The sequence below is a fragment of the Niveispirillum sp. BGYR6 genome (assembly GCF_027568365.1).
Lineage (GTDB): Bacteria > Pseudomonadota > Alphaproteobacteria > Azospirillales > Azospirillaceae > Niveispirillum.
The window spans coordinates 52,227-64,147 of the sequence record NZ_JANLNL010000012.1; the positions used below are offsets into that span (position 1 = coordinate 52,227).

Here is an 11,921-nt window from a genome sequence, read left to right on the forward strand (position 1 = left end):
AACCGAAAGCAGCGGTGAGTGATCCGATTTTTCACCAAGCAATTTCTGGGCTTGATAGTGCGTTTACCGCATTGACAAAACCCGCCCGGCCCCTTCATCATAATTAGAATAATAATTCTTATATGGCGCTTCCAAGCGCTGAAACGGGAGTAACGTTCGATGGTGGATCAGGCCGTGGCGCCGCCGATTGCAGGCGGCGCGCGAAGGGCTGGGCTCGCCCAGGGCATCATCCTGGTGATCAGCGGTTTCCTGCCGATTCTGGCAATTGTCTCGCTGACGCCGGCGGTGCCGACAATCCTGGACCATTTCCGTGATGTCGCCAATGCCTCTTTGCTGGTGCCGGTTCTTGTCTCCGCCCCCGGTCTGGCCATTGCCATCCTGGCGCCCTTTGCCGGGATGCTGGTGGACCGGTTCGGCCGGCGGCCGCTGCTGGTCTGGGCGACTTTCTTCTATGGTCTCGCCGGGTCGCTGCCTTATTTCCTGGACAGTCTGAATGCGGTGATCGCGTCCCGCCTGCTGCTGGGGGTGACGGAGGCGGCGATCCTGACCATCATCAATACGCTGATCGCCGATTATTATGATGCGGCGGGTCGGCGTAAGCTGTTGATGGCGCAGGGGCTGGCCGGGCCGGCCATGGCGTCGGGCGTCATCGCGGCGTCGGGCATGTTGACGGCGGTCAGCTGGAATGGCGTGTTCCTGATTTATCTGATCGCCCTGCCGATCTTCGTCGGCACGCATTTCATGATTTTTGAGCCGGGCAAGACGAAACAGGGTGCCCCCGTGGCCCCGCAGGCCGATCACGGCCCCACCCCGCCCTTTCCCACCCGCGCGGTGGCGCTTTATGGTGCTGTCACCCTGTTTGCCTCCACGCTCTATTACGTGTTCATCATCCAGGGCGGGCTGGCCTTCCGCGAAATCGGGGTGAATGACCCCAAGCAGGTCGGATCGCTGATCGCACTGGCCAGCCTGGGCGTGCCGGTGGGCGCGCTGATCTTCGGCTGGATCGGCAAGAAGGCCACCGCCCTGCAGATCTTCTGCTTCTTCGCCTTCCTGGGCGTCGGGCTGGCCGGGATCGGGTTGGCGACGGAATATAAATCCATGATGGCGCTGCTGGTGATCCAGCAGATGGGGGCGGGCATGACCATCCCGATCCTGATCGCCTGGGCCCAGAGCAAACTGCCCTTTGCCCATCGCGGGCGCGGCATGGGCATCTGGGCGTCGTGCTTCTTCCTGGGCCAGTTCACCAGCCCGTTCTTTGTCGCCGGTGCCAAGTCGGCCACGGGCGGCACCGTGCAGGCGGCCTTCCTGACCATGGGCATCGCCGCCCTGGTTGCCGCTGCTGTGGCGCTGGTGGCCCTGGTGAAGGCCAAGCCGGACACGGGGGTGAGGTACTGAGGGGGGCTGATTGCAGCGATTTTCCGCACCACCGCCGCTCTCTTCACCGTCACCCCGGCCACAGCATGGGTGACGGTTTAGTTTAGGGACCAAGTAAAACGCCCCCATTCCCTTTCAGCGCTTCGGCGCCAGGTCCGCCGGTGCGGGCCGCCGATGGCCATCCTGCATGGCCGCCGGTCCGATTGCTGCAACCGGGAGAACCGTGATGCATCTCGCCGCCTGTATTGAATGGCTGTTCGCCGCCGAGAACCCCAATTTCACCGACCGTATCCGTGCCGCCAAGGCAGCGGGGCTGACGGCGGTGGAATTCCATCTCTGGCGTGACAAGCCGCTGGCCGATATCCGCCGCACCCTGGATGAAACCGGGGTGCAACTGGCCAGTTTCGTGGTGGAGCCCCGCCGCTCCCTGGTCGACCCGGCCCAGCATGATGAATTCCTGGCCGCCGTGCGCGACAGTCTGGTCGCCGCCAAACAGGCCGGATCGCCGGCCCTGGTGGTGGCGTCCGGCTTTACGCGGCCCGATGTGTCGCGCCAGGAACAGCATGATTGCGCCGTCGGCATTCTGCGTCAGGCCGCCACACTGGCGGAGGAGGCCGGCATCATTCTGCTGCTGGAACCGCTGAATGACCGGGTGGAACATCCCGGCATGTATCTGGTCAGCACCGTGGAAGGGCTGGACATGGTGGAGGCAGTGAACAGCCCCAACCTGCGCCTGCTCTATGACATGTACCATTCCACGGTGATGGGCGAAGACCCGGCCCAGGTGTTGGCCGGCCGCTTCCATCTGGTGGGGCATGTGCAGGTGGCCGATGTGCCGGGCCGCAACCAGCCGGGCAGCGGCACCATCGACTGGGCGCGCTATATCGGGCTGCTGCGCGATCTGGGCTATGACGGCGCCATCGGCCTGGAATATAAGCCCACCGGCCCGACGCTGGAGACATTGGCGACGACGCGCACGGCGTTGGGGGTTTAGTCCACGCCCGCGTGGATGCGGGGTGTAACCTCACCGTTAGCACCCTTCCTGCCTTCCCCGCGGAAGCGGGGATCCAGGGGCCAAGAGCACCAACCGTCATTCTTGCGGCCCCTGGACCCCCGCTTTCGCGGGGGAGGCACCATTGTGCAACAGGATGGCTCAGCACCCCCACTATCCCCCCATACCCGCTCTGAATCCCGTCCCCCCACGACCGGAGCCGCCTTCCATGACCCACCCTGCCCAAACGGGCGGCCCCAGTGCCGCGCCGCTGCCGCTGCGTGCCAAGCTCAGCTATGGTGCCGGTGATTTTGCCTTTGGCCTGTCCTGGAACATGGTCGGGGCCTTTTTGCTGTATTTTTATACTGATGTCGCCATGCTGCCAGTGGGCATTGTCGGCACCTTGTTCCTGCTGTCGCGCCTGCTGGATGCCGGGTTTGACCCGGTGGTCGGCATTCTGGTGGACCGCACCCGGTCCCGCTGGGGCCGGGCGCGGCCCTGGTTCCTGTTCGGCGCGCTGCCCTTCGGCCTGCTGGTCGTCGCCACCTTCTGGATGCCGCCGCTGGGGGCGTCGGGCAAGCTGGTCTGGGCCTGTGTCAGCTTCGTATTGCTGGGGCTGCTGTTTTCGGTGGTGAATATCCCCTACAGCGCCCTGATGCCGATGATGACGGCGCGGCGGGATGAACGGGTGCAGCTGGGCAGTCTGCGATCCGCCGGCACCGCCCTCTCCGTCATCGCCGCCACGGCGGCCACTATGCCGCTGGTCGGCTGGCTGGGCGGGGACGATCAGGCAAAGGGTTTCCTGCTGGTGGCCATCCTGGCGGCTGTGATCTCCGTCGCCCTGATCTGGAACCTGTTCGCCCAGTGCCGGGAACAGATTCACGAGGAAACCAGCGGCACCGGCGGGGAGCGCACCACGCTGGGGGCTGTGGCCAATATGCTGCGCAACCGCGCCTGGCTGGTGGTGTTCCTGTTCACCACGCTGAATTTCATCCGCTTCGGCGCGGTGCTGTCGGTCACCGCCTATTTCGCCATCAATGTGCTGAAACAGCCCTGGATGATCTCCATCCTGCTGCCGGCCATTTCCGGCACGCTGCTGCTGGGCGCCGTCATCGCACCGCCCTATCTGAAGCGGTTGGGGATGCGTAATGGCAACCGGCTGGCCCTGGCGGCTGCCCTGCTGCTCTATGCGCTGCTGCCGCTGGTAGAAGCGCAGCCGGCCCTGTTTCTGACGGTCTATATTCTGGCCTCCATCCTGATTTCCGTCACCATGACGGCGATTTTCGCCATGGCGGCGGAGGTGGTGGATCATCACGAAGCGCAATTCGGCGTGCGCCATGAAGGGCTGCTCTCCGCCGGTATCAGCCTGGCAACCAAGATCGGCATGGCCATTGGCGGGGCGGTGGTCGCCTATGGGCTGGCATGGGCCGGCTATGACGCGGCGGCTGTCAGCGATGGGGCACGGCAGATGGTGCATTGGCTCTACTACGCCCCGGCCCTGCTGGTGTTGCTGGCGCAGATCATCTGCATCGGCTTCTATCCCGGCAGCCCGGTGCGGCGGGAAGGGTGATCTCGCCGCTGAGTATAACGGATCGGTGATATTTCCCGCCTCAGATCGCTCATATAACCGATCCGTTATAAATGTCGGTGCCGCTTGTCCATATCACCGATCCGTTATAGGCTGGTGGCACCTTCCCCACCCGTGAGCCTGGTGTCATGGCCGTTCCCCTGCACAGCCTGGATGATCTGCGCACCCTGGTGCGGGCCGCGCGACAGCGGCTTGGGCTGACGCAGGCGCAGGCGGCGGGGCTGATCGGCCATACGCAGAAATGGCTGTCGGATTTCGAAACCGGCAAGAATGATCCGCCCACCAGCATGAGCCTGAAATTGCTGGTGCTGCTGGGCATTCCGCTGATCGCCGGCAGCGACGGGCCGGATATGGCCGCACCGGCCAGCCGCACCGATGAGCGCGAAATCGATCTGGATGAGGGGCTGTGAGATGGTGGCCTCCGTCCGCCTGCACGGCTTGCCGGTCGGGGAATTGCGCGCCAGTGCCAGCGGGGCGCTGTCCTTCACCTATCTGCCCGCCTTTGTGGCGGCGGTGAAGGCGGGCCGGTTGCCGCTGCACGGGCTGTCCGCCCGGCTGCCGGTGGCCGATGCGCCCTATGGGGAGGATCGGGCCGGCCCCTATTTCGATGGGCTGTTGCCCGACAATGCCAATATCCGCAGCACCCTGGCCCGCTATTTCCAATTGGATGCCAGCGATGATTACCGGCTGCTGCTGGCGCTTGGCCGGGAATGCCCCGGTGCCGTCGCCATTGTGGAACCGGATGCGCCCATCGTGCCGGAAGATGATATCGCCCCGGATTATGATCTGCTGGATGCGGCGCGGCTGGCCCGGCATATCGCCGACCTGCCGCGCCGGCCCCTGTTCGTGGATGCCGATGGGGAATTGCGCCTGTCGTTGCCGGGCGTGCATCATAAAACCGCCCTGTTGCTGGTGGGGGACCAGCTGGCCCTGCCGCGGGGCAACACGCCGACATCGCACATCCTGAAGGTGGATATTGACGGGCTGCCGGATTCCGTGCGCGTGGAACATTTCTGCCTGCGCGCGGCGGCCTCTGTGGGGCTGGATGTGCCGCGTTCCAGCATCCGCCGGGCGGAAGATCGCACCTATATGCTGATCGCCCGCTATGACCGGGTGCTGGTGGAAAGCGATGGCCGCCGCCATCTGCGCCGGCTGCATCAGGAGGATTTCTGTCAGGCGCTGGGGCGTTATCCGCGCGAAAAATATGAAAAGGATGGTGGGCCGGGCTGGCCTGACTGTTTTGCCCTGATGCGGCTGACCGCTGACCCGGTGGCGGCAGTGCAGGAACTGATGGGCCGCGCCATCTTCCAGTTCCTGATCGGCAATCCTGACGCCCATGCCAAGAATTACGCCCTGGTCTATCGCGGCAGCCGCATGGTGTTGAGCAAGCTCTATGATGTGAATAATGCGGCCGCTTTCCGCAGTCATTACAAGGAACAGCGCCCGCGTCTGGCCATGTTCATCGGCGGTGAGCGTGACCCCGCCCTGCTGACCGGCGCGCATTGGGACGCCTTTGCCGCCGCGGTGGGGCTGCGGCGGGAACTGGTGCGCGACCGGCTGCGCGCCATGGCCACCGCCCTGCCCGAACAGGTCAGGCTTTTGCGGGAAGGAATGCGGGGCAGTTTGGCCGACACCCCCCTGCTGGATCAGGTGGTGGCGGATGTGCGCGACCGCTGTGGGCGGGTGGCGGCATGGGGTTAGGGTGGTTTAAACCCCTTCCTGACCCGTCACCCGCCAGACCTCGCCGCTATCCAGCTTTTTGACGTAATCAACCGTGCTGCCGTTCCAGTGATAGGCGAAATGGGCACCCTGGACCGGCACGGGGATCACATCCGGCCAGAAAACCGCGATGCACTGGCCGCCCGGATACCGCACGCTGGGCCAGGTGATGCCGTTGGACCCGGCGGCCCGGCGGTCGGCACCAAACGCCTGTGACGGGCCGTAATCGCTGGGGTGCAGCAGATCGGCGCGGCCCGTCACATCATCCAGATCGGTATCCACCGCGCCGATCAGTTCGCGGAACTGCGCGGTCCAGCCGGGTGGCTCCGCCGTGGCCCGCATGAACCGGGCATGGTGGTGGATGGTCTCCGCAATCGCCACCTCTGTCCGGTCGCCGGCATAGTAAAGGCCGAAGCTGCCATCGGAAAAGCGGCCCGGTCGCAGCGTGGAGCAATGGACAAAGGGGGCCATGACCCAGCTTGCCCCAGGGCCGGCAACCCGCCGGGCCGGCGGCACCTTCGACAGGTCGCCAATGCTGTCACGAAGGCGGGGGTTGAACTTCGCTTCCGCCGAGGCCAGCGCTTCCCAGTCCGCCGGGTCGGCAATATCTTCAAACAGGTCGATGGGCGGGTGGATGGAGCGGATGATACGCACCGTCCTGGCCCAGGTGACGCGCCGGACCGGCACTGTCACCAGCCGCCCCTTTCCGCATCCAGATAGGCGCGCAGGTCGATCAGGTCGGTGATCTCCCCGCGCAGCATGATGTCAAGCGCGCGCTGGCCGGCAAAGGCGGCGTTCGGCTTGCGCACCCAGGCATAGGCGCGCGCCGGTTCGGTAAACAGATAGCGCAGGGCCTTGTGAATCCCCATTAAGATCGCCATCCGGGCCCGCAAATCGCGGTCGATGCGGCCAATATCGCCATCTTTCCAGCGCGCCCAGGTCCGCGGTGCCATACCGCCCAGCAGGGTTCTGGCCTCCGCATCGCTCAATTCCCAGGCCCGGAACAGATTGACCGTCGTACGCGCCAATGCTGCCGCCTCTTCATCCGTGATCAGGGGCTGGCCGGGGCTGGCTGCGATGGATTGGACCTCTGCGAACTGCATCGCCTGTCTCCTTTGGCATAAGAGTACCAACTCTCTGCCAAATGGCAAGGCCCGGCGACCGACCATAAAAAAGGGCATGGCAGCCTGTGCCGCCATGCCCAAAGTGCCAACTGATCGGGGAAGGATGATCAGGCGGCAATCTCCAGCACCTTGGTGTCGCGCGTGGTCGGCACAAAGGGCAGGTAGGAGACGCGGATACGTTCGGCCAGCTGAAGCTTGTGCTTACCGGGCGGCAGGCCACCGGCCCGCAGCACGGTGATCAGGGCCTTTTCGCCGAAATTCCAGCGGTCGGTATATTCGGTTTCCATCTCGTCCAGCGTCCAGGTCCGGCCGCGCACGCTGAACCGGACCTGGTCACGCGGCACGGCTTCCCCGTCGATGGTGACGGCGATGTCTTCCACCATCGACAGGCCGATGCCGCGGTAATAGGGCAGGCGGGCCTGGAAGGCGAAACCGATGGTGTCGCCACCCTCCGTCACGTTACCGAAGCCGTCTTCACAGATCATATATTTGTCGAACATGGGTGCGGCTCCTCAGGCGGCGGCGGTGGCGGTTTCGCCGATCAGCTTCTTGAACATTTCCTGCTGGCGGCGCACCTGTTCGATGCTGTCCACCGGGAAGGCATCCTGAATCCAGCGATTGCCTTCATATTCAGAGCAGATATAGCCCTTGTAGCCGCCCTTCTTCAGCACCCGGATGATCTCATCATAGGGGATGGAGGGTTCAACCAGATCCTCTGTCATCTCATAGAATTTGGCATGGATGTTCCAGATGCGGTCCATATGGTCCAGCATCCGCTTGGGCTCAAAAGCTGCATTGTGGCGCAGCGTGATGGCCATGCCGATGGCCGGGCCGACGCCGCCCATCTTCTCCACCTCCAGGATCACATATTCGCTGAGCGTGCGATCCTCATAGGCCTTGCAGATATAATCGGCGATGTGCGGCGGCACGCCGTCGCGGATGAATTTCGCCTTCCAGACGGGCGGGAACTTGAACAGGAACATGCCCATATCGGGCAGGAAGCCCAGATATTTCGACCCGGATTTCTCAAACGCCTCGGCATGGCGGATGATCCAGGGATGGTCGAAATGCAGGGGCGCGTGCACCTCGATCAGGATGCGGACATTCTTGCTTTCCGCATAATCGGCGCAGGCAACCAGCACATCGGGATCAATCGACACCAGCGCGCGGGTATAGGGGCAGCCCAGCCGGGCGGCATGGTCAATATCGACCTTGCAGCTGGCCACCTGTTCATCGAACGGCATCGGCCGGTCTTTGTACTTCTTATAGTCCAGCATGAAATCATGGCACACGGGCGTGGTGCCGTATTTGGCCATCAGCGCGTGCCAATTGTCATAGACAGATTGGTCCAGCGGGTTGGGATAGTGGGGGAAGGTCTGCTCTGAAATCAGCTCTATCCCCTTGGCCCCCATCTCGGCGGAGACCTTGATCAGGTCTTCCAGCGACTTGGTGCCAAGGAAATATTCCTCCTGGTAGCTGTAGAGGCTTACACCCCTTTTGATTTCATAATTTGACATGGAACTATCCTGCTTCTTGGGCTCAAACGACGGCCCCGCCGGGAGCCGGTGGATAGCGGCGGTCTCAGGCGCATTGCCCGATGGGTGAGCGGCCACCGGCCCCGGCGGCGCTGATGCCGCACCCGGGGCCGTTCTGGCCGTTAAATCATAATTGGAATTATCATTCTTTTATGGGACAATCAATCGGCAGCAGAAGTTTTTTTCTGGGCATCACGGGGAGGGGAGGGCCGTACCGCCGATGCATCGGCGGGGCCGATAGGAGGCATCGGCATTGCCGGCTTAAACCCGGCTGCCGGCGGGGCCTATACCAACAGTAACCGCCTGAAGGCGGGATCAACCCATAATGATACGGAAACGCAATCATGAAGCTGGCAAGTCTTGATCTGGGCGGGCGGGATGGCCGGTTGGCGCTGGTATCGCGCGACCTGTCGCGCGCCGTGCTGGCCGAGGGCATCGCCGATACGCTGCAACAGGCGCTCGACCAATGGGCCGATGCCGCCCCGCGGCTGGCCTCCCTGTCGGATGCGCTGAATGCCGGCACGGCCGCCGGCAGCTTCCCCTTCGATCCGGCCCAGGCGCTGGCCCCGCTGCCGCGTGCCTGGCAATGGCTGGATGGCTCGGCCTTCCATGCGCATGGGGAGCTGATGGCCAAGGTGTTCAACATCACCAACCCGCAGCCGCATGACAAGCCATTGATGTATCAGGGCATGTCGCACCAGTTCATCGCGCCGACCGCGCCGGTGACGCTGCCCAGCGAGGCGGATGGCATTGATTTCGAGGGTGAATATGCCGTCGTCACCGATGATGTGCCGATGGGCACCGATGCGGCCACGGCGCGCGGGCTGATCCGGCTGGTGCTGCTGGTCAATGACTGGTCGCTGCGCACCCTGGCCCGGCCGGAAATGCTGACCGGTTTCGGCTGGGTCCAGGCCAAGCCCGCCTGTTCCGCCGCCCCCATCGCCGTCACCCCGGATGAGCTGGGGGAGGCCTGGAAGGATGGGCGCGTGCATCTGAACCTGCTGGTGGATTGGAACGGCCAGCGCTTCGGGGCCGCCAATGGCGGGGCCATGGGCTTCTGCTTTGGCGAACTGATTGCGCACGCCGCCCGCACCCGCAGCCTGTGCGCCGGCACCATTGTCGGTTCCGGCACTGTCTCGAACGAGAATTACCGCGAGGTCGGCTCCAGCTGCATTGCCGAGCGGCGGGGCATTGAAATTGTTGATGAAGGGGCCGCCCGTACCGGCTTTATCCGCTTCGGCGACCGGGTGCGGATGGAGGTGAAGGCGGCCGATGGCACCAGCCTGTTCGGCGCCATCGACCAGCCGGTGGTGCAAGGGTAAAGGGAGGTGATGCATCGGCGAAACCGATCCCTTGTATCCGTACAAACGGTTTTGGTGATTGGTTCGCCGGGCTTATGGTTGGTGCCATGGGGTTCCGTCGCGGGGTACCCCGACAAACCACCCCCACAATAATGACCCGCCGCCATCGGCGGGCAGCAGACGGGCAGCCCGTTCCGCCCCCTTAAGGAAACGGCCTGTTCCGGGAGGAAAATAGCTGTGGCTTTGATCCGCAATGCGCTTGTTATCGGCGGCGGTATCGCCGGCATGTCGGCCACCCTGGTGCTGTCGCGCCTGGGTATCGCTGTGGATGTGATCGATCGCGATCCGGCCTGGCGCGTCTATGGTGCCGGTATTTCCATCACCGGCCCCTCCATGCGCGTTTTCCAACAGCTGGGTATTCTGGAGGATTTCCGCCGCGTCGGCTATTGTGCCAGCAGCGTAAGATTGTTTACCCCGACAGGCCACCCGATCGGGGAGGTGACAAGCCCGCCGGTGGCCCCCGGCCTGCCGGCGGATGGTGGTATCATGCGCCCGGTGCTGCATGAAATTCTGGCCAGCCGCACCCGCACCGCCGCCGCCAATGTGCGGCTGGGCGTGATGGTGGATGCCATCAAGCAGGATGCCGAAGGGGTGGATGTCAGTTTCAGCGATGGCAGCCAGGGCCGCTATGATCTGTTGATCGGCGCTGATGGCATCTATTCCCGCACCCGTGGGCTGCTGTTCCCCGATGCGCCCAAGCCGCGCTTCACCGGCCAGGCCTGCTGGCGCGTCACCACCGCCCGGCCTGACAATGTGACGGGCGTGGAAATGTATCTGGGCGCGCCGATCAAGGCGGGGGTCAACCCCTGCTCGCCCGACCAGATGTATCTGTTCGCGCTGGAAACCATCGCCCCCAACACGCGCCATGACGAAGCCGACCTGCCCGGTCTGCTGCGCCAGCGGCTGGCCGGTTTTGCCGGTGCCATCGGCTATGTCCGCGATGCCATCACCGACCAGTCGGTGGTGAATTTCCGCCCGCTGGAAGCGCTGCTGCTGCCCGGCCCCTGGCACACGGGCCGCGCCATCCTTATCGGCGATGCCGCCCACGCCACCACCCCGCATCTGGCCAGCGGGGCCGGCATGGCGATGGAAGATGCCGTGGTGCTGGGCGATGAGCTGGCCAAGAATGACAGCCTGGGCGCTGCCTTCGCTGGCTTCATGGCCCGCCGTGCCGACCGTGCCGCCCTGGTGGTGAATAATTCCATCCGCCTGGGTGAGATCGAGCAGAGCGGGGTTCACAGCGATGAACATCCCCGCCTGATGAACAGCACCATGGCCGCTTTGGCCCAACCTCTCTGAACCAGAATTTACCGGGAGAAGCCCCCATGACCCGCGTCACCGATATCCGCTATGTCGGCTATGCCGTTTCCGATCTGGAGGCCGAGCGCGCCTTTTACCGCGACAAGTGGGGCCTGCGCGAAGTGGCCGAGAAGGACGGCATGGTCTATTTTGCCACCGAGGGCCACCCGGAGCTGTATGTCGTGCGGCTGCGCCCGGCCGATGTCACCCGCATCGATGTGATCGCGCTGGCCGCGGATACGAATGCTGATGTGGATGCGCTGCATGAAAAGGTGGCCGCCGCCGGTTGCCGCATCATCTTCACCCCGCGTGCCCTGACCTCCTTCGGCGGCGGCTATGGCTTCCGCTTCTTCAGCAAGGATGGGATGAGCTTCGAGATCTCCGCCGGGGTGGAGCGCGGGGCCTTCCGTGCCGTCGCGGGCAAGGAAGCGCTGCCGGAAAAGATCAGCCACATCGTCCTGCATTCCCCCGATCACAAGGGGTTGGTGGAGTTCTTCGTCACTGTGCTGGGCTTCCGCGTCTCGGACTGGCTGGGCGATTTCATGTGCTTCCTGCGCTGCAATGAATGGCACCATCGCATCGCCATTCTGCCCGGCCCGCCCTGCCTGAACCATGTCGCCTATGACATGGCCGACATGGATGCGATGATGCGCGGCGTCGGCAAGCTGAAGCGCAAAGAGGTTGACCTGCGCTGGGGCCCTGGCCGCCACACCGCCGGCAACAACACCTTCAGCTATTTCACCACGCCGGCCGGTTTCGCGGTGGAATATACCGCCGAGCTGGAACGGGTGGATGAGGGAACCTGGGTTGCCACCGTGCATGTGCCCAGCCCGGATGTGATGGACCAGTGGGGGGCCGGCAGCGGCGGCCCGCAGACCATGCCGCACCCGGCCCCGGATGCCGGCCTGTTCCAGGCGGTGGAGGTCTGAT

General features: G+C 64.1%; 12 protein-coding genes. 8 read left to right on the forward strand and 4 right to left on the reverse strand.

Annotated features, from left to right (window positions below; genetic code table 11):
- Positions 1–159 precede the first annotated feature (159 nt).
- From PCJ49_RS20645 to PCJ49_RS20665, 5 genes are all read left to right on the forward strand, one after another.
- On the forward strand, positions 160–1,395 hold the full coding sequence (locus tag PCJ49_RS20645) for an MFS transporter (protein WP_269912601.1): 1,236 nt from the start codon (positions 160–162) through the stop codon (positions 1,393–1,395).
- Positions 1,396–1,600: 205 nt separating this feature from the next.
- Positions 1,601–2,368 (forward strand): TIM barrel protein, encoded by a 768-nt coding sequence (locus PCJ49_RS20650; RefSeq protein ID WP_269912602.1) that lies wholly within the window; start codon positions 1,601–1,603, stop codon positions 2,366–2,368.
- Between the two features lie 226 nt (positions 2,369–2,594).
- Positions 2,595–3,935 carry a glycoside-pentoside-hexuronide (GPH):cation symporter gene (locus PCJ49_RS20655; RefSeq protein WP_269912603.1) on the forward strand — a complete coding sequence of 447 codons (1,341 nt, stop codon included), beginning with the start codon at positions 2,595–2,597 and terminating at the stop codon, positions 3,933–3,935.
- Positions 3,936–4,081: 146 nt separating this feature from the next.
- A complete protein-coding gene (locus tag PCJ49_RS20660) occupies positions 4,082–4,363 on the forward strand; it encodes a helix-turn-helix transcriptional regulator (RefSeq protein ID WP_269912604.1) in 282 nt (93 codons plus the stop codon).
- A gap of 1 nt (position 4,364) precedes the next feature.
- Positions 4,365–5,654: a type II toxin-antitoxin system HipA family toxin gene (locus PCJ49_RS20665; RefSeq protein ID WP_269912605.1), complete on the forward strand. Its 1,290-nt coding sequence runs from the start codon at positions 4,365–4,367 to the stop codon at positions 5,652–5,654.
- Positions 5,655–5,660: 6 nt separating this feature from the next.
- On the opposite strand, the gene PCJ49_RS20670 is transcribed toward PCJ49_RS20665, so the two are convergent.
- The 4 genes from PCJ49_RS20670 to PCJ49_RS20685 form a co-directional block, all read right to left on the reverse strand.
- The gene (locus PCJ49_RS20670) at positions 5,661–6,365 is read right to left on the reverse strand and encodes an RES family NAD+ phosphorylase (protein ID WP_269912606.1); all 705 of its coding nucleotides are present in this window, start codon (positions 6,363–6,365) and stop codon (positions 5,661–5,663) included.
- The gene (locus PCJ49_RS20675) at positions 6,362–6,775 is read right to left on the reverse strand and encodes an MbcA/ParS/Xre antitoxin family protein (protein ID WP_269912607.1); all 414 of its coding nucleotides are present in this window, start codon (positions 6,773–6,775) and stop codon (positions 6,362–6,364) included. The genes PCJ49_RS20670 and PCJ49_RS20675 overlap by 4 nt, the downstream gene beginning before the upstream one ends.
- A 128-nt stretch (positions 6,776–6,903) precedes the next feature.
- Complete coding sequence (locus PCJ49_RS20680) at positions 6,904–7,296, reverse strand: DUF6379 domain-containing protein (RefSeq protein ID WP_269912608.1); 393 nt, start codon at positions 7,294–7,296, stop codon at positions 6,904–6,906.
- Between the two features lie 12 nt (positions 7,297–7,308).
- Positions 7,309–8,313: a TIM barrel protein gene (locus tag PCJ49_RS20685; protein WP_269912609.1), complete on the reverse strand. Its 1,005-nt coding sequence runs from the start codon at positions 8,311–8,313 to the stop codon at positions 7,309–7,311.
- Positions 8,314–8,675: 362 nt separating this feature from the next.
- Here PCJ49_RS20685 and PCJ49_RS20690 point away from each other — a divergent pair, with 362 nt between their 5' ends.
- The 3 genes from PCJ49_RS20690 to PCJ49_RS20700 all read left to right on the forward strand — a co-directional run bounded on the left by PCJ49_RS20690 (position 8,676) and on the right by PCJ49_RS20700 (position 11,920).
- Complete coding sequence (locus PCJ49_RS20690) at positions 8,676–9,653, forward strand: fumarylacetoacetate hydrolase family protein (protein ID WP_269912610.1); 978 nt, start codon at positions 8,676–8,678, stop codon at positions 9,651–9,653.
- Positions 9,654–9,869: 216 nt separating this feature from the next.
- Positions 9,870–10,991 carry an FAD-dependent oxidoreductase gene (locus PCJ49_RS20695; RefSeq protein WP_269912611.1) on the forward strand — a complete coding sequence of 374 codons (1,122 nt, stop codon included), beginning with the start codon at positions 9,870–9,872 and terminating at the stop codon, positions 10,989–10,991.
- A 26-nt stretch (positions 10,992–11,017) separates the two neighbouring features.
- Positions 11,018–11,920, forward strand: coding sequence for a VOC family protein (locus PCJ49_RS20700; protein ID WP_269912612.1), 903 nt, complete (start codon positions 11,018–11,020; stop codon positions 11,918–11,920).
- The last annotated feature ends 1 nt before the right edge of the window (position 11,921 follow it).

Coding starts and splice junctions, on each gene's coding strand:
- PCJ49_RS20645 (WP_269912601.1), top strand. CDS start 160: ATGGTGGATCAGGCCGTGGCGCCGCCGATTGCAGGCGGCGCGCGAAGG.
- PCJ49_RS20655 (WP_269912603.1), top strand. CDS start 2,595: ATGACCCACCCTGCCCAAACGGGCGGCCCCAGTGCCGCGCCGCTGCCG.
- PCJ49_RS20665 (WP_269912605.1), top strand. CDS start 4,365: ATGGTGGCCTCCGTCCGCCTGCACGGCTTGCCGGTCGGGGAATTGCGC.
- PCJ49_RS20700 (WP_269912612.1), top strand. CDS start 11,018: ATGACCCGCGTCACCGATATCCGCTATGTCGGCTATGCCGTTTCCGAT.
- PCJ49_RS20675 (WP_269912607.1), bottom strand. CDS start 6,775: ATGCAGTTCGCAGAGGTCCAATCCATCGCAGCCAGCCCCGGCCAGCCC.
- PCJ49_RS20685 (WP_269912609.1), bottom strand. CDS start 8,313: ATGTCAAATTATGAAATCAAAAGGGGTGTAAGCCTCTACAGCTACCAG.
- PCJ49_RS20690 (WP_269912610.1), top strand. CDS start 8,676: ATGAAGCTGGCAAGTCTTGATCTGGGCGGGCGGGATGGCCGGTTGGCG.
- PCJ49_RS20660 (WP_269912604.1), top strand. CDS start 4,082: ATGGCCGTTCCCCTGCACAGCCTGGATGATCTGCGCACCCTGGTGCGG.
- PCJ49_RS20650 (WP_269912602.1), top strand. CDS start 1,601: ATGCATCTCGCCGCCTGTATTGAATGGCTGTTCGCCGCCGAGAACCCC.
- PCJ49_RS20680 (WP_269912608.1), bottom strand. CDS start 7,296: ATGTTCGACAAATATATGATCTGTGAAGACGGCTTCGGTAACGTGACG.